The 19774-nt window shown below is 67.5% G+C and carries 18 protein-coding genes; 8 read left to right on the top strand and 10 right to left on the bottom strand.

Translation table 11 applies throughout. The features are described 5' to 3' along the window. Window positions 1-3: 3 nt before the first annotated feature. From metX to ACVCMG_RS06750, 3 genes are all read left to right on the top strand, one after another. Window positions 4-1014 carry a homoserine O-succinyltransferase MetX gene (gene metX, locus ACVCMG_RS06760; protein ID WP_447115187.1) on the top strand — a complete coding sequence of 337 codons (1011 nt, stop codon included), beginning with the start codon at window positions 4-6 and terminating at the stop codon, window positions 1012-1014. Window positions 1015-1115: 101 nt separating this feature from the next. Beyond that, a complete protein-coding gene (gene metB / locus ACVCMG_RS06755; RefSeq protein ID WP_447115186.1) occupies window positions 1116-2306 on the top strand; it encodes a cystathionine gamma-synthase in 1191 nt (396 codons plus the stop codon). Then, window positions 2303-3385, top strand: a complete 1083-nt coding sequence (locus ACVCMG_RS06750) for a homoserine dehydrogenase (RefSeq protein ID WP_447115185.1) — start codon at window positions 2303-2305, stop codon at window positions 3383-3385. The genes metB and ACVCMG_RS06750 overlap by 4 nt, the downstream gene beginning before the upstream one ends. Window positions 3386-3394: 9 nt before the next feature. Here the strand turns inward: ACVCMG_RS06750 and ACVCMG_RS06745 are convergent, their stop codons facing one another. From ACVCMG_RS06745 to ACVCMG_RS06735, 3 genes are all read right to left on the bottom strand, one after another. Then, window positions 3395-3982: a YceI family protein gene (locus ACVCMG_RS06745; RefSeq protein ID WP_447105658.1), complete on the bottom strand. Its 588-nt coding sequence runs from the start codon at window positions 3980-3982 to the stop codon at window positions 3395-3397. 143 nt (window positions 3983-4125) lie between these two features. Next, complete coding sequence (locus tag ACVCMG_RS06740) at window positions 4126-5790, bottom strand: APC family permease (RefSeq protein WP_447115184.1); 1665 nt, start codon at window positions 5788-5790, stop codon at window positions 4126-4128. 254 nt (window positions 5791-6044) lie between these two features. Continuing rightward, window positions 6045-8981, bottom strand: a complete 2937-nt coding sequence (locus ACVCMG_RS06735) for a DEAD/DEAH box helicase family protein (RefSeq protein ID WP_447115183.1) — start codon at window positions 8979-8981, stop codon at window positions 6045-6047. A gap of 85 nt (window positions 8982-9066) precedes the next feature. Between ACVCMG_RS06735 and ACVCMG_RS06730 the strand changes: the two genes are divergently transcribed. Beyond that, entirely contained in the window at window positions 9067-9348 is a 282-nt protein-coding gene (locus tag ACVCMG_RS06730; protein ID WP_395116628.1) for a type II toxin-antitoxin system RelE/ParE family toxin, read from the top strand. Between the two features lie 12 nt (window positions 9349-9360). Further along, on the top strand, window positions 9361-9666 hold the full coding sequence (locus ACVCMG_RS06725) for a HigA family addiction module antitoxin (protein ID WP_447115182.1): 306 nt from the start codon (window positions 9361-9363) through the stop codon (window positions 9664-9666). A gap of 62 nt (window positions 9667-9728) precedes the next feature. Here the strand turns inward: ACVCMG_RS06725 and ACVCMG_RS06720 are convergent, their stop codons facing one another. Next, on the bottom strand, window positions 9729-11660 hold the full coding sequence (locus ACVCMG_RS06720; RefSeq protein ID WP_447115181.1) for a DNA methyltransferase: 1932 nt from the start codon (window positions 11658-11660) through the stop codon (window positions 9729-9731). Window positions 11661-11766: 106 nt separating this feature from the next. Between ACVCMG_RS06720 and ACVCMG_RS06715 the strand changes: the two genes are divergently transcribed. Then, window positions 11767-12165, top strand: coding sequence for a helix-turn-helix domain-containing protein (locus tag ACVCMG_RS06715; RefSeq protein WP_395116634.1), 399 nt, complete (start codon window positions 11767-11769; stop codon window positions 12163-12165). 111 nt (window positions 12166-12276) lie between these two features. Here the strand turns inward: ACVCMG_RS06715 and ACVCMG_RS06710 are convergent, their stop codons facing one another. Then, window positions 12277-13659 (bottom strand): L-serine ammonia-lyase, encoded by a 1383-nt coding sequence (locus tag ACVCMG_RS06710; protein ID WP_395116636.1) that lies wholly within the window; start codon window positions 13657-13659, stop codon window positions 12277-12279. A 67-nt stretch (window positions 13660-13726) separates the two neighbouring features. Here ACVCMG_RS06710 and ACVCMG_RS06705 point away from each other — a divergent pair, with 67 nt between their 5' ends. Further along, window positions 13727-13963, top strand: a complete 237-nt coding sequence (locus ACVCMG_RS06705; RefSeq protein WP_447105664.1) for a glutaredoxin family protein — start codon at window positions 13727-13729, stop codon at window positions 13961-13963. A gap of 102 nt (window positions 13964-14065) precedes the next feature. On the opposite strand, the gene ACVCMG_RS06700 is transcribed toward ACVCMG_RS06705, so the two are convergent. The 5 genes from ACVCMG_RS06700 to ACVCMG_RS06680 form a co-directional block, all read right to left on the bottom strand. Next, complete coding sequence (locus ACVCMG_RS06700) at window positions 14066-15427, bottom strand: DUF697 domain-containing protein (RefSeq protein ID WP_447105665.1); 1362 nt, start codon at window positions 15425-15427, stop codon at window positions 14066-14068. 8 nt (window positions 15428-15435) lie between these two features. Then, window positions 15436-15984 carry a YceI family protein gene (locus ACVCMG_RS06695; RefSeq protein WP_136257514.1) on the bottom strand — a complete coding sequence of 183 codons (549 nt, stop codon included), beginning with the start codon at window positions 15982-15984 and terminating at the stop codon, window positions 15436-15438. Then, entirely contained in the window at window positions 15981-16559 is a 579-nt protein-coding gene (locus tag ACVCMG_RS06690) for a cytochrome b (protein ID WP_136257513.1), read from the bottom strand. Before ACVCMG_RS06690 ends, ACVCMG_RS06695 begins: the two co-directional genes overlap by 4 nt. Then, window positions 16556-17167, bottom strand: a complete 612-nt coding sequence (locus tag ACVCMG_RS06685; RefSeq protein WP_447105668.1) for a YceI family protein — start codon at window positions 17165-17167, stop codon at window positions 16556-16558. The genes ACVCMG_RS06690 and ACVCMG_RS06685 overlap by 4 nt, the downstream gene beginning before the upstream one ends. Before the next feature lie 184 nt (window positions 17168-17351). After that, entirely contained in the window at window positions 17352-18353 is a 1002-nt protein-coding gene (locus tag ACVCMG_RS06680; protein WP_447115180.1) for a polyprenyl synthetase family protein, read from the bottom strand. A 132-nt stretch (window positions 18354-18485) separates the two neighbouring features. Between ACVCMG_RS06680 and ACVCMG_RS06675 the strand changes: the two genes are divergently transcribed. After that, window positions 18486-19688, top strand: a complete 1203-nt coding sequence (locus ACVCMG_RS06675) for an MFS transporter (RefSeq protein ID WP_395116652.1) — start codon at window positions 18486-18488, stop codon at window positions 19686-19688. The last annotated feature ends 86 nt before the right edge of the window (window positions 19689-19774 follow it).

Raw genomic sequence — 19774 nt, 5'->3', positions numbered from 1 at the left:
GGCATGACCTTGCAGACCCAAGCCCGATGTACCGAAGCCTCGCAGGATGCATTCGCGACGCTGGTGGAGCCGTACCTGCGCCTGACCGACCCGCGCGGCAGTCGGCGTGTGACCCTGGCGCCGAAATACGGCAACGGTCAGCGCGAGGTCGAGGTCGCTTACGCCTGGCACGGTGCGGCGGGGGCGCCGACGGTGATCGTGCAAGGGGGCATCTCGGCCGATCGCGATGTCAGCGGTGCGGCCGGCTGGTGGCGGGAATTGGCCGATGAGGGCGCGGCGATCGACCTGGCGCGCTGCCGGGTGCTGTCGATCGACTGGCTGGACCGCACGCAACTCGGCGCCGAGGCGGTCTCCAGCGAGGACCAGGCCGATGCGCTGGCTGGCCTGCTGCGCGTCCTGGGCATCACCCGCGCCCATGCCTTCGTCGGTTCGTCCTATGGCGCGATGGTGGCGCTGGCCTTCGCCGCCCGCCATCCGCGCGCCGTGGAGCGGCTGGTGCTGCTGGCCGGTGCCCATCGTCCGCACCCGCTCAGCACCGCCCAGCGCAGCGTGCAGCGCGGCATCGTGCGGCTGGGCCAGGCCAGCGGCCATGTCGACGAGGCGCTGGCGCTGGCGCGGCAGCTGGCGATCACCACCTATCGCGGCAGCGCCGAGTTCGGCCGCCGCTTTGCCGGCGCACCCGAGCAGCGCGCCGAACGCTTTTATTTCCCGGTCGAGGATTACCTGGAGCACCAGGGCCGGCGTTTCGTCGAGCGCTTCGACGCCGATCGCTTCCTCGCCCTGTCCGAGTCGATCGACCTGCACCAGGTCGATCCCGAGCAGGTAGCCGTGCCGGCCACGCTGATCGGCTTCCCCTCCGACCGCCTGGTGCCGTTGGCCGACCTGTGCGAACTGCAACGCCGGCTGCGCGGACCGGCCACGCTGGAAGTGGTTGAGTCCCCCTACGGCCATGACGCCTTCCTGAAAGAACCCGAACAACTCACCCCGCTGCTGCGCGAAGCATTGAACCTGTAGGAGCGCACCCTGTGCGCGAGCTCTTCGCGTAGAGGAAAGGCATCGCGCACAGGGTGCGCTCCTACAAAAGAAGACGCGACGAAGACGATCCGGAGAACGACATGAGCGACACCCCCGCCCCCTGTACCCGCGCCGTGCGCGCCGGCATCGAAAGCGACACCCAGCACGGTGCGGTGGTGCCGGCGCTGCACCTGTCGACCAACTACAGCTTCGAGGGCTTCGGCCGCAAGCGCGCGTACGACTATTCGCGCAGCGGCAATCCCACCCGCGACCTGCTGGCCGAGGCGCTGGCGGAGCTGGAGCAGGGCGCCGGCGCGGTGGTCACCTCCAGCGGCATGTCGGCGGTGGCGCTGGCGCTGGAGCTGGTGCCGCCAGGCGCCACCGTGCTGGCGGCGCACGACTGCTACGGCGGTACCTGGCGCCTGCTCGATGCGTGGGCGAAGAAGGGACGCTTCGCGGTGGAGTTCGCTGACCTCACCGACAACGTGGTGCTGGCTGCCGCGCTTGCGCGCAAGCCGGCGCTGGTGTGGGTGGAGACGCCGTCCAACCCGCTGCTGCGGATCACCGACATCCGCCACGTGGCGCAGGCCACGCATGCCGCCGGCGCGCTGCTGGTGGTCGACAACACCTTCCTGTCGCCGGCGCTGCAGCAGCCCCTGCTGCTGGGCGCCGACGTGGTGGTGCACTCGACCACCAAGTACATCAACGGCCACAGCGACGTGGTCGGCGGCGCGGTGGTGGCACGCGATGCGGCGGTGGCCGAACAATTGAAGTGGTGGGCCAACTGCACCGGGCTCACCGGCGCGCCGTTCGACAGCTACCTCACCCTGCGCGGCCTGCGCACGCTGGGCGTGCGTCTGCGCCAGCACCAGGAGAACGCGGCGCGCCTGGCCGAGCGGCTGGATGCCCATGCGGCCGTGCGCAGGGTCTACTACCCGGGCCTGGCCAGCCACGGCGGCCATGTGCTGGCGGCGCGCCAGCAACTCGGCTTCGGCGCCATGCTCAGCTTCGAACTGGACGGCGACGTGCCGCAGATCGAGGCCTTCGTCGACGGGCTGGAATATTTCTCGCTGGCCGAATCGCTGGGCGGTGTGGAAAGCCTGATCGCCCACCCGGCCACCATGACGCACGCCTCGATGGCGCCGGAGGCGCGGCGCACGGCCGGCATTTCCGACAGTCTGCTGCGCGTGTCGGTGGGTATCGAGGACGGCGACGACCTGCTGCGCGACGTCGACGCCGCGCTGGCCCGGGCCGAAGCGGTGCGGACGTCCAAACGCCGGGTGCCCGCATGAACGCGGTGCTGGCCGAACCCGGCGTTCGCGCGCGTGGACACGCGGCGCCGTCCACCGCGATCGTGCTGCTCGGCACCGGCGTGGTGGGCGGCGCCCTGCTCAAGCTGCTCAATACCGACGCGGCCCGTTCGCTGCGCCTGGTCGGTGCGGCGAACTCGCGGCGCCAGGAGACCGATCCGCAGCGACTCGCCCAGCGCGGCCTGCGCGACCAGCTCAACCAGCATGGCGCGCCGCGCGACAACGCGGGCCTGCTCGCGGCACTGGATGCCAGCGGGGCGGTGGCGAAGGTGATCGTCGACGCCACCGCCAGCGCGACGCTGGCGGCGCGCCATGCGGAATGGCTGGCGCGCGGCTATCACGTGGTCACCGCGAACAAGGCGCTGGCCGGCGGCGAGTTGTCCGGCTGGCGTGCCTTGCAGGCGGCGCTGGATGGCGGCGGTCGTTACGGCGATTCGGCGACGGTCGGCGCGGGCCTGCCGGTGCTGTCCACGCTGCGTCGGCTGCGCGCGTGCGGCGATCACCTGCTGACCCTGGAAGGTGTGTTCTCCGGCTCGCTGTCGTGGCTGTTCAACCAGTACGACGGCAGCCGGCCGTTTTCCGAGCTGCTGCGCGAGGCGCGCCGGCTGGGCTACACCGAGCCCGATCCGCGCTCGGACCTGTCCGGCGAGGACGTGGCGCGCAAGCTGCTGATCATCGCGCGCAGCGCCGGCTTCTCGCTGGGCAGCGACGAGGTGCAGGTGGAAGGCCTGGTGCCCGAGGCGCTGCGCTCGCTCGATGCCGACGCGTTCCTGGCGCGACTGGACGAGCTGGACGCGCCGCTCGCCGCGCGTCACGCCGACGCGGCCTCGCGCGGTTGCGTGCTGCGCTTCCTCGCCCGCCTCAACCAGCGCGGCCTGGCCCGGGTGGGCCTGGCCGAAGTACCGCTGACCCACCCGGCCGCGCGCCTGTACGGCACCGACAACCAGTTCGCCCTCACCACCACCCGCTACAACACCCAGCCGCTGGTGATCCAGGGCCCGGGCGCCGGACCGGAGGTGACGGCGCAGGCCTTGCTGGGGGACGTGCTGGCGCTGGGGTGAGGGCGCGTCTTACTTGACCGCAATCGCCTCGACCTGGATGCGCAGCGTCACGTCCATGTTGAAGCCGTAATCCCTGCCGGCATCGATGCCGAAGGTGTCGCGCCGGAACGTGGCCAGTGCATCGGCGCCGCAGACTTCGCGCTTGAACACCGGATGCGGCATGCACTTGAAGCTGTTGATCTTGAGATCCAGCGGATGGGTGGCGCCGTGCAGGGTCAACTTGCCGGCGACCCGCGTCGGCGCACCGTTGACGAAGTCGACGAGCTTGCCGGTGTAGGTCGCCTGCGGGTAGCGGCTGCTTTCGAACAGGTCCTTGCCCTGCGCGCTCCGGTTCAAGGCGTCCAGGCCGAAGTCGGCACTCTTGATGTCGACGGTGACATCCACCGTGCCGGTGCCGGCGGTCTTGTCCAGCGTGACCGTGCCGCGAGTGTGATTGAACTTGCCGCGCCACACCGACAGCCCGCCCATGTGATCGGCCTCGAAGCTGGGGTAGGTGTGGTCTGGATCGATCCGGTAGGTCACCGCGGCGGCGACGGCGCTGCCACTGGCGGCAAGCAGCAGAGTGGTGGTGATGATGGCGGTGCGTATGGAAAGCATGGCGGACTCCCGTTCGATGTGCAGCCGAAAGTGGATGCATGTCAGGGCGACGAACCGGCCGCCGCGTTTTCGACACGGCCGGGAACGCATGAACGAAAACGCACGGCCTGGGCCGTGCGTTTCGTCGATTGAATGAGGCGGGCTCAGCGGCCGGTGATGCGCTCGGCGCTCTCTTCGTCCGGCGGCACCTGCAGCTCACCCGGATGCTCGTGCGCCTCGAGGCGTACGGCTTCCACCGACGGCGTGCGCCAGCCGGATTTCACGCCCCACAGGTAGAACACCAGGCCGATCACCGCCACCAGCGCCAGGTCCCAGCCGTAGGACAGGTAACCCTTGCCGCCGAACATCGTGCTCCCCGCCCACGACACCAGCGCCAGCGTGGGCAGATAGCAGACCAGCCACCAGGCGCCCTTCATCTGCCGGCCGAAATCGTGCCAGCCGGCCTTGGCCTGGTAATAGAAGTACACCGGCAACGCGACCACCATCAGCACGATGATCTCGCCCGTCAGCGGCCACCTGGCCCAGTACAGCAGTTCGGTGGACATGATGAAGGCGACGCCGGCCAGGATCGGCAGGCCGGCAAGGCGGAACGGGCGGTTCAATTCCGGCGCGGTCCGCCGCAGCGTCATCACGCTGACCGGGCCGGTGAGGTAGGAAATGATCGTGGCCACCGAAATCACCGCCGCCAGCGCACCCCAGCCGCGGAAGAAGAACAGGAACAGGAACGACACCGCCAGGTTCACCCACATCGCCGGCCGCGGCACGCCCCACTTCGGATGCACGGTGCCGAGGATCTTCGGCAAGGTGCCGTTGCGCTCCATGCCGTACAGCATGCGCGCGGTGGTGGCGGTATAGGTCATGCCGGTGCCGCTGGGGCTGATCACCGCGTCGATGAACAACAGCGTGGCCAGCCATTGCAGCCCGAGGATGATCGCCAGATCGGCGAACGGCGAGCTGAAGTCGATGCCGTGCCAGCCCACATTGGCCAGCATCTCGCGCGGCACCGCGCCGATGAACGCCACCTGCAGCAACACGTACACGATGGTGGCCAGCGCGATCGCGCAGACGATCGCGAACGGGATGCTGCGGCCCGGGTTGCGCGCTTCGCCGGCGAGGTTCACCGGGCTCTGGAAACCGTTGAAGCTGAACACGATGCCGGCGATCGCCACCGCGGTGAGGATCGAGGCGAAATCGGTCTTGTGCAGCTCGCCGCGGATGCCGACGCTGAAGTTTTCCGGATGGAAGCCGCTCATCATCAGCAGCACCGCGGTGAGCGCGGGGATCACCAGCTTGAACAGGGTGATGGCGGTGTTGGAGCGCGCGAACAGCTTCACACTCCAGAAGTTGAACAGGAAGTACACGATCACCAGCGCCGCGGCGATCAGCAGGCCGGCGGTGCTCAGCTCGCCATGGCCGCCTGGCACCTGGTGGTACAGATCCTTCGCCCAGTCCCACTTCCACGACGACATGTACTGCGCCGACGCTTCCGCCTCGACCGAGATCACCGAGACGATCGCGATCCAGTTCGCCCACGCCGCGATGAAGCCCACCAGCGAGCCGTGCGAGTAATGCCCGTAGCGCACCATGCCGCCGGATTCGGGAAACATCGCGCCCAGCTCGGCGTAGGTCAGCGCGATCGCCATGATCACCGCCGCGCCGATCACCCACGCCCAGATCGCCCCCGGTCCGGCAATCTGCGCGGCGCGCCATGCGCCGAACAACCAGCCCGAACCGATGATGGAGCCCAGGCCGGTGAGCATCAGGGCGAACGGGCCGACATCGCGGCGGATCGCGCGTTCTTGGGTCATGCGAGGTTCCCGTATCGACGCGAAAGCGCGCCGTGAAGGGGCCGATGGTTGCAGAATTGACCGCCCCATGTCACCCCGCACAAGTCACGAGCCGGCACCAGCCCTGGCGGGGCCCCGCGCCGCAGGAACCCGCTCGCGGGCTCCTGCACCGTAGGGTGGGCACGGCCCGCCAGCTCTTCAACCGATCCGGAAACGGCGGGAGGTGTCCGCCTACCGCCACTCATGCACCTGGCGCGCGATACTGAGTCGGGCCTTCATTCTCCAAACGCCAGGCCGCCCTGCGACTGTGCCGTTGGCGCGGCGCGTGCACGCGAGAACGCGAGCAGCTCGCCCAGCCGCGCACCCTTGTCGCGCCAGTCATGGAACAGCGACTCGCCGACCAGCGCGTAGTGCCACACGCGCCCGCCGCGCTGGTCCGCGTCCAGTGCGTTGATTCGCTCGCACCAGGTGGTTGCCGCCTTCAGCTTGCGCTGCACGTTCGGATGGTTGACCTGTTCCTGCCCCTTGGTCTCGACCAGGTAGATCGCGTCCGCCGTGCGTACCAGGAAATCCGGGATGTACAGCGCGGCCACGCCATCTTCCTTGACGTAGCGCAATCGCACGAAATCGTGCCGGTTCTCGCTGATCTTGCAGAATGCCTCGACGCTTGCATCGCTTTGCGCCCATTCGATGAAGCCGCGTTCCAGCCCGCCGCTGCGGGCGGGGTAGGGCAGCCGTTGGTAGATGCACTTGGTCACTTCCACTGAAGCGCTCTCGCGCACCATCAGCCTGGTCACTTCCGACAACCGGCGGTGACGCACCTCGGTGCTGCCGGTGACGGAGTGCTCCTCGGCGCGCACCAGCGCCAGGCCGAAGATCTTCACGATGTGGTCGATCACCGGTTGCAGCAGCAACAGTCGCCAGCCTTCGTCCTCGAAAGGCTCGAAGGATTCGTCGAACAGCCGTTCGCGGATGTAGTCGTCCAGCGCGGTCGCCAGCGCCGCCGTGTTCATCTGCAGGTACGGGCGATCCAGATGCGGCGAGATCCTGTTGCCCTTCGGCAGCGGGTAATTCAGCGCCTGGCTCACCCGTCGGGTCAGCCGCGACAGCAGTTCGTTGTAGCCGCTGACGTTCATCGCCGCGCCGTCGACGCGGTAGTCGCCGAACAGCGTGCTGCTCTGCAGGTCCTGCGAGGTGAAGGTGTCGCCCTTGCCCAGCAGTTCGGCCAGCTTCGCGCGACTCATCGCGCTGAAGGTCGGCAGGGCGGCGATGTCGATCGGCAGGTGTTCGACGCTGTCGTCCGCTTCGCGCAGGATGAATGGAATGGCGAAGTCGTATGCCTCGTAGCCTTCACGCAGTTCGGACGGAATCAGGTCGCCGGTGCTGCTGCCTTCGTCGTCGCCGGTCTCGCCGACCAGGCCTTCGCGCATCAGCTCGTCGTAGAAGCTCTGGAACGCCGGATGCTCGACGATGGAGAGGATGTCGATCAGCGAACCCGGCTCCTCGCCGTGGTTGATCCGCTCGCGGTTCTCGCGCTTGATATCGACGTACTCCGGGTCGCGCCACATCAGGCGCAGGCCGCGGCCGATGGTCTGCTCCAGCAGGATCTGCGCCTGGCTGGAACGCAGCGGCACGATCACGCAGATGTTGTTGACGTCGAAACCCTCGCGCAGCATCAGCACGCTGACGATCACCCGCGGCTGCGCGTGCCGGTCCACGTTGAACAGGCGCTGGCGCAGGGGTGCCCACTGCTTTTCGCCCAGCTCGGCCTTCTTGCCGGAGTCGACGGTGAGCACGTCGTCGTCATGCAGTCCTTCGTCGAGCAGGAACTTCGCCACCAACGGCGACACCGTGGTGTCCTCGCACACCACCAGCATCTTCGGGTGGCGTGTAGCGTCGAGCCGGGCGAAGTCCGCCTCCAGCTTGCGCAGTTTCTGCAGGCCGGCACGCAGCATCACGCGCTGGCCTTCGGACAACGCCACGTTGCCGTCGGCGTCGCGCTCGGCCTTGAACTCCAGCGGCAGCGCGCCGAGCTCCTTGCGCTTGTCCAGCACCAGCGATTTCACCAGGCCCAGCCGCATCGCGTCCTTCAGGTCGAAGTCGACCACGATGTGCGGGAAATACAGCTTGGCTTTCTTCCTGCCGCTGCCCACGTCGTTGTACGGCGTGGCGGAGAAATCCATCTGCACGAAACGGCGGCCCTTGCCCTCGGCGATGATCGACAGGCTCTTCTGCCACTCGACCTCGGTGGTCTCGCCTTCCTTCTTCAACTCGTGGATGTGGTGCGCCTCGTCGTTGAACACCATCAGGTCGGGCAGGTCGGCGAGATAGGACAGCACGTTGCCGCGGGCCCAGCGCCGGTCGAGCACGTCGAGGCTGTTGCCGGTGGCGCGGCCGGGTGTCAGGGGCAGCACGTCGTAGGCGACGCGGGAAGCGTCGGCGATCATGCCGGGCGCGATGGCTTGCTCGTCCTCCTCGATCTCCTCTTCGGCCTCGCTGAGCAGATGCCAGTTGGTGATTGCGATCATGCCGTTGCCGGTGGCCTTCAGGCCGATCTCCTGCTTCTGGCAGACGTTGCCGCGCACGAACTGCGCGATACGCTCGCGCCGCGCCGGCGGCGCGAACAGCTCGGCGTAGCTGGCAATGTCGGAGCTGGCGAAGTCGCGGCTCTTGTCCTCGTTCTCCTTGCCGAGGAACGCATCCAGCAGCCGCTCATACACGATCAGCCCCGGCGCCACGATCAGGAAGCGGCGGGTGAAGCGCGGATCGTCGCGCCCCTCGTCCAGCGCCGCGGTCTTGTTCAACAGCTGCCACACCAGAAGCGCCTGCAGCACCCAGGTCTTGCCGGTGCCGGTAGCCATCTTCAGGCAATACTTCGGATGGCCGTGCTTGCCTTGGGTCACGTCCGCGAGCCGCCTGCCTTCCAGCAGCGCCTCGGCGCAGACCTGCTCGTAGAGGTTCTTCAGGTTCGGGCTGTCCAGCACCTCGTGCGCCGCGATCACATTGAGGATCGCCTGGCGCTGGCCCGGATGGAAATTGTACGTGCGCGACTGGCAGGCATCCTCGCCGAACCACCAGCGCAGCAGTTCGGCGGTCACCGGCGTCACCAGCTCGTAGATATCGGCGATGCCCTGTTCGAGGCCGATGCACAGTTGCTCGGTGCGGCGGGTGAGGGCGGTGGCGAGCGCCAGCGGGCGGTTGGCGTCAGACATGCGCACACTCCCCGGCGTTGCATGGCGTAAACATGTTGTTTATGCTTGGCGGGCCGTCATCAGCCATCCCGACAGGAGTCACCGGATGATCAGGAGCTTCGCCGACAAGGAAACGGAACGGTTGTTCGCGACCGGAACGGCCAGGCGGTTGCCGCGGGACATCTTGCGCCGTGCGCTGACCCGCCTGAGGTACCTCGATATCGCCATCAGTCCCGAAGACCTGCGCCAACCGGCCTCCAACCGACTGGAGCTTCTGGGTGGGGATCGGGCCGGCCAATGGAGCGTCCGCATCAACGACCAATGGCGGTTGTGTTTTCGCTTCGAGGGCGGTCACGCATTTGATGTCGAGATCGTTGATTACCACTGAGGATTCGCAATCATGTCCATTCCAGCCACCGTCAACGGTCTTCCGCCCATCCATCCCGGCGAACTGCTGGAGGAAATCCTGAACGACCTCGACATGAGCCAGGCGGCGTTTGCGCGTGCGATCGGCGTGTCGCCCATGCGCATCTCGCACATCGTCCGGGAACAGCGGCCGGTGACCGCTGAACTGGCGCTGCGTTTCGGGCGTGCCTTCGGGCAGAGTCCGCAGTTCTGGATCAACCTGCAGACCTCCTACGACTTGAAAATCGCCGAACGCGAGCTCGGCAGCAGCCTGAAGAAGGTGCGGCGCCTCGCTGCCTGACTTCTCCCCTTCGGCTGTTGAGAGCCGCCGGAATGGCGAGTGAAGGGATTTCGCGAGCGGGCTCACGCCCGCGCCTCCGCCACCACCTGCACCACCTCGGCCTCGAAGCCGAACACGTCGACCACGCGCACGCATACCCGGCGTTCGCCGGCCTTGCGCGGCACGCTGAACTCGGCGCTGGTGATTACCCGCAGCGGGTCGTCGTCGTTGGCGGTGTTGCCGCGGTAGTCCTGCCAGACCGAGCGGAACACCTTGCCGTCGTAGTCGGGGTCGACCGCCCAGTACTCGATCAGCGCCAGCGGTTCGGCGTTCATCACCTTGTGCAACTTGGCGCGGTTGTCCTCGTCCAGGTTGATCGCCTCGGGCGAGAGCAGCACGTAGTTGTCCAGCGTGACCTGCAAAGTTTCTTCTTTGCCGCTGCGCGTGCGCCGCACTGGCTTGATCGTGAGGTACTGCAGGCTGGAGAAGCGTACCTGGCCGCGCAGCTTCTCGATGCCGCCCTTCTTGCGCAGGCGGTCAAGCAGGTCGGGCGGGATCACCAGCACTTCCAGCCGATTGTCGTTCAGCGCGGTGATGCTCTGGCCGATCGACGGTTCGAAATTCCAGCCCAGCACCACCACCCGGTCCCAGCCGCCGAGCAGGTGCTCGCGCTGGGCGATCGCCTTGCGCAGGGTGGCGTCGCCGGTGAGCTTGTTCGGCGAATCCACCAGCACCAGCGTCTTCTTGCCGCCGTACACCACCGCGCCGAGATTGCGCAGCGGGTTGTCCTCCGGCGGCAGCGGCAGCGCGCCGTACAGCGATAGCACGATGCCGGAGAGGTCGCCGACACGAAAGCTGCGCCCCATCGCGCTCTTCGCCGCCTCGACCTGGTAGTCGCCGATCGCCTGGTACAGGAACGGCTTGGCACCCTGGTCGATCAGCCGCTTGCGCATGATCATGCAGGCCGGCTTGCCGAGGTCGCTGGTGATCCAGCGGCGGCCAAGCTTCTCGGCGACGGCGGCGGTGGTGCCGGAGCCGCCGTTGAAGTCGGCGACTAGATCATTCGGTTTCGAGACAGCTAGAAGAACTCGTTCAAGTATCGATTCAGGTTTTTGGGTCAGGTATCCAGAGTTTTGCGTTTTGTCAGCGGGTTGAAGCATGGAGAGGCGCCAAACGGAGTCCACCGTCCGGGCATCTCGCTCGACATACTGGACGTTGCCATGTTCATCGCGCGCATTAACCATGCGCCCGTCCACCTTCTTTCGGACAAGCTGCTTAACTGGCTTCGCTCTGCGCTCTTCCTGATGCTCAAAGAAATATTCGGATTTTTCGTTCTTTGCGTACCAATAGATGACATCGTGTGATCGAGGGAAGATTTTGTTTCGCGTGTCTGGCATTTTGTTGTAGTAGTACCAGATGAGCTCGTTGCGGAATTGCTTCTTTCCGAACAACTCATCAAGGACGATCTTCACGTAGTGCCCGACATGCCAGTCCAAATGGACAAAGATCTGTCCGGTGTCAGCAAGTAACTCCCGCATCAAGATCAACCGCGGCGTGATCATCGCCAGATACGACGCCGTGCCATCCGACCACGTATCGGAATACGCGAACTGCTCGATCACTGTGGGCTTCTGCTCCAGCTCCACGCCAGGCAGCGAAACCTTGGTGCGGTAATCGGCCTTCGAATCGAACGGCGGATCGATGTAGATCAGGTCCACCTTGCCGCGCAGGCAGGGCGTGTGTTCGTCGCCGGCCAGCAGGGCGGCCATCGCCAGCAGGTTGTCGCCGTAGATCAGCCGGTTGGTCCAGTCGGCCGTGCCTTCGTCGCCCAGGTGTGCCTGCCGGTTCGCCGCGGCGATCCAGTCGCTGTCGCGCGTGTCTTTCGACGGCAGCACCCACTCGCGTGTCTGCAGGCTGACCCGGTGGCGTCCTTCCAGGCTCTCCAGGATCTTCTCGGCCTGCTGGCGTCCGCGGGCGACGATCTCGGGCAGCTGTTCCAACAGCGACTTGGGCATGGCAACGACCGGCGTAAGGTTTGATCGGCCATGAAAGCAAAATTTTCAATTTATATAAAGCATAACTTTCAGTTGCATGGCGGAGCGGCACCTATGGTCGCAAGCCATGAAGATCGACAAGAAAGCTTTCGCCGACCGTCTCCGGGCTGCCTTGAAGCGCGAGAGGATCGAGGCGAGCGCGTCGGAACTCGCTCGGCTGCTGGAACTGCAGGGCGAGGAAGTGTCCTCGCAGGCCGTGTCGGGATGGCTCAACGGCAAGCATCGTCCGCGTCCGGCCCATCTGGAGGCGCTGGCCAAGATCGTTGGCGTCGAGCCGCACGAACTGGAGTATCGAAAGATTCGACCCAAGGGCGTGCAGGACGTGAACATCGCCTGGCCCGACCACGTGCGTGGTCATGACCGGCTGGCGTTCGAAGACTATCTGCTGCTTTCCGAAGACAAGCGAAAGCTCGTCCGCGACCTGATTGCGGAGCTGGCAAAGGGTACGTCGGGCAAGACGCGCTGAAGCCAGGCAAGGTCGCGCTGTAGGGCAGGCACTGCCTGCGCTACGAAACCGGCCTTACGTGTCTGCCTAGTGGGGAGCATCGCCCGCGAGCGGGCTCCTACAGGGGGCGGCTCAGCATTCGATGACGTTGACTGCGAGGCCGCCGCGCGAGGTTTCCTTGTACTTGTCCTTCATGTCGCGCCCCGTATCGCGCATGGTCTTGATCACCTTGTCCAGCGAGACGCGGTGCTTGCCGTCGCTTTTAAGGGCCATGCGGCTGGCGTTGATGGCTTTCACCGAGCCCATCGCGTTGCGCTCAATGCAGGGGATCTGCACCAGGCCGCCGATCGGGTCGCAGGTGAGGCCGAGGTTGTGTTCCATGCCGATTTCGGCGGCGTTCTCGACCTGCATCACGTTGCCGCCGAGCGCGGCGGTGAGGCCGCCGGCGGCCATCGAGCAGGCTACGCCGACTTCGCCCTGGCAGCCGACTTCGGCGCCGGAGATCGAGGCGTTCTCCTTGTACAGGATGCCGATGGCGGCGGCGGTGAGCAGGTATTCGATGATGCCTTCGTCGTCCGCCTTCGGGCAGAAGCGCAGGTAGTAGTGGCCGACCGCGGGCACGATGCCGGCGGCGCCGTTGGTGGGCGCGGTGACCACGCGGCCGCCGGCGGCGTTTTCCTCGTTCACCGCCAGCGCATAGAGGTTCACCCAGTCGAGGATGGTCAGCGGGTCCTTCAGCGCGGCCTCGGGCTGGTTGCGCAGATCCTCGAGCATCGCCGGAGCGCGGCGCGCTACCTTCAGGCCACCGGGCAGGGTGCCGGGCGAGCGCAGGCCGCGGGTGACGCAGTCCTGCATGGCCTTCCAGATGGTCAGCAGGCCGGCGCGGGTTTCCGCCTCGGGGCGCCACACGCTTTCGTTCGCCATCATCAACTGCGCGATGGTCAGCCCGTGCTGCTTGCAGAGCGCCAGCATCTGGTCGCCGGTGGTGAAGGCATAAGGTTGCTCGGTGGTGTCGGCGACGATGCGATCCTCCGCCGCCTCGTCGGTGTTGACCACGAAGCCGCCGCCGACCGAGTAGTAGTCGCGGCTGGCCAGCTCGTTGCCGTCGGCGTCGTACGCGGAAAAACGCATGCCGTTGGTGTGGAACGGCAACTTCTGGCGCTTGTTGAAGACCAGGTCGGCCTTTTCGTCGAACGCGATCTCGCGCTTGCCGAGCAGAAGGATGCGGCCGGTGCCGCGGATGCGTTCGAGCGTGGCGGGGATCCGGTCGGGATCGACGGTGTCCGGGTGCTGGCCTTCCAGGCCCAGCAGCACCGCCTTGTCGGTGCCGTGGCCGCGGCCGGTCATCGCCAGCGAGCCGTACAGCTCGGCGCGCACGCGGGCGACGCGGTCGAGCACGCCCTTTTCCTCCAGCCAGCGTTCGGCAAAGCGCGCGGCGGCGCGCATCGGGCCGACCGTGTGCGAGGAGGACGGACCGATGCCGATCTTGAACAGGTCGAATACGCTGACGGCCATGGATGCGCTGCGAGGTGAAGGATTGAACCAGCTATTCTACGCGGCGCCCCGATCCATTCGCAGCAGCATGTCCGACCTCATCCTCTACCAGCGCGATTACTGCCACCTGTGCGACAAGGCCCTCGCCGTGATGGCCGAGGCGCGCGCGCCGGATTTCGACAGCGAGTGGGTGGACGATTCGCCTGAGCTCGAGCAGCGCTACGGCACCCGCGTGCCGGTATTGCGCGATGCACGCGACGGGCGCGAGCTGGATTGGCCGTTCGACGCCGCGGCGGTGCGGCAATTTCTCGCAAAGCTCCCGTAGGAGCCCGCTCGCGGGCGATGCCTTTGCTCGGAGTCGGGAATCGGAGGAGCATCGCCCGCGAGCGGGCTCCTGCGGGGGTGGGTACCCGTCCGGCAAAAGCGATCAGGCGCGGCGCGACTTCAACCGCTTGAGGATTTCCTCGCGCGCCTCGCGCAGGATCGAATCGCGATCCAGGCTGGCGACGACATCGGCGACGGCGCGCTTGGCGCCGGCTTCGCCCCAGGACTTGCCGCCGACCAGGTAGCGTTCGGCGGCGCGGCCGATCAGCACGGTGGCATACCAGCCCAGCGCCCCCTGCGCGGCGGCGGTGACCACCACGGAGAGGCCGGCACTGATGCCCTTCAGTGCGGAAGCGACCAGCTGCATGCCCCAGATCGCGCCCATCAGTGCGGCCAGCTGCGCCGAGATCACCGCCACCAGCCGGCCGGACTCGGCGCGGGTCAGCGGCAGGCCGTAGATGCGCGAGAGCTGCACCACCATCGCCGCGTCCAGCCCGGCGGCGGCGAGCAGGTCGGCCACCGGGATCGGGTTGAGCGCCACGGCGACGCCCTTGGCGATGCAGTAGTTGTGGATCAGTTTCGCCGCCACGGCCTTGCGGGTCTGCGCGATGCGCGCGCTGACCTGGTCAGTGAGGCGGCCGGCGTAGAGGCCGGCATTGATCGCCGAGAGCGCCTTGCCTTCGCGTGCGGCGATCGCCAGCAGGCGTTCGCGCAGCACCGCGACATCCGCCACCCGGGGTTGTTCGTGGACGTGCTCCTCGTCGCGCGCGTCGACTTCCACCACACGCTGCGGGGTCGGGTGCGCGGCGACGGCCAGCACGTCCTCGGTGCGGACGAGGCCGGCGGTGCGCTGGCGCAGGTGGTCGAGCAGGCCGTCGCGTTCGTCGGCGCCGTAGCGATCGGCCTTGTTCAGCGCCAGCAGCAGCGGACGCTGGGTGGCGGCCAGCGTCTTCAGCGCGTCGAGTTCCTCGCGGGTGAGGTCGCCGTCGCAGACGAAGATCACCAGGTCGCTGACCTCGGCGACGTCGAACGCCAGCTTCTCGCGCGCCTCGCCGTCGAGCTCGTTGATGCCGGGCGTGTCGATCAGCACCAGGCCGTCGTGCTGCGCCTCGTCGAGCACGGCGTGTTCGGCGTCCGTGGTGGTGCCGTGCAGGACGCCGACGCGGAACGCCTCGCGCCCGAGCAGGGCGTTGCCCAGCGCCGACTTGCCGGCGGAGACGCGACCGAACACCGCCACGTGCAGCTCGCCGCGTTCGAGCCGGGCCAGCATGCTTTCGATGCGGCGGAATTCGCCGGCCAGCTCGCTGCGTACCGAAGGCGGGATCGCCGGGTCGTCGAGCAGGCTGCGCAGGCTGTCGGCGACGCGGCTGGAACCGTCATCGACGCGCGCGGTGGGTGCGGTCCCGCGCGCCGGTTCGTGCCGGAGCCGGCTGCGCAGGCGCCGCCACCAGGACGCGTCGCTCATCGAGGGGTCTACTTCGCGGCCAACTGCAGGTGCGCGGTGATCTTCACCTCGGCACCGATCACCGAGGTGTCGGCGTACTCGCCCGAGCCCACGCCGAAATCAAGCCGCTGCACCGTGCCGCTCACGTCCAGCGTGGCGCCGCTCCCTTGCGGGGCGAAGTTCACCTGCAGGCTCACCGGCTTGCTCACGCCGCGCAGGGTGAGCGTGCCGTCGGCGACTACCTGGTTGCCGCTCTTGCGGAAGCCGGTGGTGACGAAATGGGCATCGGGATACTTCGCCACGTCGAAAAACGCCTCGCCGGGCAGCGCCGAATCGCGGTCGCTGTCGCCGGTCTGCACGCTGGCCGTGTGCACGGTCACGTCGAATTTCGATGCGGCCAGGTTGGCCGGGTCGTAGCTGATCGCGGCGCTCCACTGGCCGAAATGGCCCTGGAACGTTTCGCCCTGGAAGGTGCTGCTGAAGCCGAGCGTGCTCGACGCCGGCTGCACGGTGTAGTCCGCCGCGGCGGCCAGGCCGGGCAGGGCGAGGGCAAGCAGAAGAGTGGCGAGGCGTTTCATCGGCGGTCTCCTTCGGGCGGGTTCGCGCGCAGTCGGCCGAACGGAAGCATCCGGCGCAGCACGTTGTCCTGGTCGAACACATGATGCTTCAGCGCGCCGCCGACGTGGGCCAGCAGCAGCAGGACGAGAAACCAGAACAGGTACTCGTGCACGCCGTGCGCGAAGTGGCGCAGCGCGTCGTTCTTCTCCGCCAGCGCTGGCAGGTTGAACTGCTTGAACCATTGCAGCGGCTTGCCGGTAACCGAGTTGAACCACCAGCCGCTGAGCGGGATTGCCAGGATCACCACGTACAGCACGGCATGCATCGCGTGCGCCGCCAGCGCCTGCCAGCGTGGCATCGGTGCGTCCGGCGGGCGGCGATCGAACGCGCGCCACACGATGCGCAACAGCACCAGCGCCAGCACGGTGAGTCCGATCGACTTGTGCAGCGCCAGCCAGTTGAGCTTGCGCATCGGCGAGCCGGCCAGGTCCATCATCAGGCCGAAGATGCCGTTGCCGATGATCGCCAGCGCGATGATCCAGTGGAAGAACTTGCTGACCGCGCCCCATTGGCGATCGTTGTTGCGCAGGCTCATGGCTGATCCTTTGTCGACGGTTGCTCGCGGGTGGCTTCCAGCTCCAGCCAGACGCTTGCGTGGGCGCCGATGGAGTTGGGGTTGGCGCTGATGCCGAAGTCGTTGCGATCCAGGCTGGCCGTGGCCGAGAAACCGGCTACCTCGTGCAGTTCGTAGATGGTCCGGGCGGCGCGGTTGAAAGTGAAGGCCAGGTCCACCGGGCGGGTGACACCGCGCAGGGTCAGCTCGCCGTGCAGCACGCCGTGGTGCTCGTCCTTGCCCGTCACGCCGGTGCTGCGGAAGTGCGCGTAGCGATGCGTCGCGCAGTCGAGCAGCGCCGGCTTGCATACGGCCTTGTTCCAGTCGGCGTCGCCCATGTCCAGGCTGGCCAGGTCGATGTCCAGTTCGGTCGCCGCCGTGCTCCAGTCATCGGGGTCGAAGCGCAACCAGCCACGCGCGATGTGCAGCCGCCCGAACGGCCGCGAGTAGCCGTTGTGGCTGATGCTGAAGACGATCTGGCTGTGCACGGTGTCGTAGCGCCAGGTGTTCTCGGCCGCATGCGCCGCTGCCAGCGGCAACAGCATTGCCGCGAGGCTCCACAGCCAGCGGGTTGGACGCAGACGGAACATGCACCGAAGTCTGGCCGATCGACGGCCCGACTGCCAGCGCCGGGGGCTGAACGGTGGGTTTCCGTGGTTGATTCAATGAGGGAGCGGTTGATCTCGACCTCTGCTCCCTTTTGAGCTTGGGCTTTTGCTCGCCCGCTCCTGCACATACGCGCGGACGGCCACGTCCGCGCCAAGGGCAAAACGTTCAGAACGTGCGCTGCACCGAGTAATCGGCCAGCGTGGCCAGTGCGTCGCGATGCGCCGAAGGCGGCAGGGTGGCGAGGGCCTCGCGCGCAGCACGGGCGTGGCGCAGGGCGCGGTCGCGGGTGCGTTCCAGGGCGCCGGAGTCGCGGATCGAGGCGATGATGCGTTCCAGCGAGTCGAGTCCGCCGTGTTCGATCGCGTGGCGCAGCGACTGCGCCTGTTCCGGGCTCGCCTTTTCCAGCGCATAGATCAGCGGCAAAGTCGGCTTGCCCTCGGCGAGGTCGTCGCCGATGTTCTTGCCCAGGGTGCCGGCGTCGCTGGTGTAGTCGAGCAGGTCGTCGGCGATCTGGAACGCGTAGCCCAGCTCCATGCCGTAGTGGCGCAGCGCGGCCACCTGGTCCTCGGGCAGGCCGCCGAGGATGCCGCCCAGTTCGGTGGCGGCAGCGAACAGCACGGCGGTCTTGCGTTCGATCACGGCGAGATAGGCCACCTCGCTGACGTCGGCGTTGCCGATGTTGAGCAGCTGCAGCACTTCGCCTTCGGCGATGGTGTTGGTGGTGTCGGCAAGGATGCGCATGATGCGCATGTCGTCCAGTTCCACCATCAGCTGGAACGAGCGCGAGTAGAGGAAGTCGCCGACCAGCACGCTGGCGGCGTTGCCCCACAGCGCGTTGGCGGTCTTGCGGCCGCGGCGCAGGTCGGACTCGTCGACCACGTCGTCGTGCAGCAAGGTGGAGGTGTGGATGAACTCGATGATTGCGGCGAGCTTGATGTGGTGCTCGCCGCGGTAGCCGGCGGCACCGGCGGCCAGCACGTGCAGCATCGGGCGCAGCCGCTTGCCGCCGGAGGCGATGATGTGGTCGGCGATCTGGTTGATCAGCACCACGTCGGAGGACAGCCGGCGGCGGATCAGTGCGTCGACGCGCTGCATGTCGGCGGCGGCGAGGTCGCGCACCTGGGCGAAGTCGGCGGGGCGGTTGGCGTCGGCAGGCATCGAATTCATGGGTGCATCGCAGCGGCGTAAGGCGCGATTATAGGGTCTGCAGGAACTTGCGCCGCGACATGTCGCCGCAAACGGCGGCGCGGGACTCGCCCCTATAATGCGGGCCATGCCCGTCCCGACACCTCTTTCCCGGTGAGCAAACTCTCCAGCCTCGAACGACGCAGTGCGTTGACGCTGGCCTGCGTGATCAGCCTGCGCCTGTTCGGGCTGTTCCTGATCATGCCGGTGTTTTCGCTGTACGCGAAAGCGATGCCCGACGCGACCGGCTTCATGATCGGGCTGGCGCTGGGCGTCTACGGCATCGGCCAGGTGCTGCTGCAGATTCCGCTGGGGCTGCTGTCGGACCGGATCGGGCGCAAGCCGGCGATCACCATCGGCTTGATCCTGTTCGCCATCGGCGGACTGATCGCGGCCATGTCGCATACGCTGGCCGGCATCGTGGTCGGCCGCGCGGTGCAGGGCATGGGCGCCGTGGCCGGCGCCGGCATCGCGCTGGCGGCGGATCTCACCGCGGAGGAAAACCGCGGCAAGGCGATGGGCATCATCGGCGTGTCGATCGGCCTGGCGTTCCTGCTGGCGCTGATCCTGGGGCCGCCGCTGGAGGCGGTCGCCGGCTTGCCCGGGCTGTTCGCCGCCACCTCGATCCTGGCGCTGGTTTCGCTGGCGCTGTTGTGGCTGATCGTGCCCACGCCGGCGCGCGCCCAGGCGCCGGCGGCGGCGGGTTTCGGGGCCGTGCTGGCCATGCTGCGCGACGGCCGCATGCTGGTGTTGAACGGTTCGGTGTTCTTCCTGCACGCGCTGCTCACCGCCAGCTTCGTCGGCCTGCCGCTGCTGCTGGCGAACACCTTGCACCTGCCGGTGAACCGGCACTGGGAGCTGTACTTGCCGGTGATGACGGTCGCCGCGTTCGTGATGGGCGCGAGCCTGCACCACATGCGCGAGGTGGCGCAGAGCCTGCGCATCGTGACGGTCTGCGTGGTGGCGATAGGGCTGGCGCTGCTCGGCTTTGCGCTGTCCGGCAGCCACCTGGCCGCGTTCGGCGTGGCCGCGGCGGTGTTCTTCTCCGCCTTCAACCTGCTGGAGGCCGCGCTGCCCAGCCTGGTCTCGCGGCTGGCGCCGGGGCATCTGCGCGGCGCGGCGATGGGCGCGTATTCGACCAGCCAGTTCATCGGCGCCTTCGTCGGCGGCGCGCTCGGCGGCATTGCGCTGGGGCGGCTCGGCCCGGATGGCGTGTTTGCGTGTGCCGCGGCGTTCACCCTGTTGTGGTTGCCGCTGGTGATCGTCGGCTCGCGCCGGATCGGTCGCCAGGCCGCCGGCGAAGCCCAGCCGGCATAGGGCGGGCACTGCCCGCCGTTTGTCGGGACCGCGAAGGGCCGGCGGGCCGTGCCCGCGGTGCGCGATGGGCCTGCGCCAGGGTTTGC

Source organism: Rhodanobacter sp. UC4451_H18 (assembly GCF_052978225.1).
This window is presented reverse-complemented; position numbering and strand designations above follow the sequence as displayed.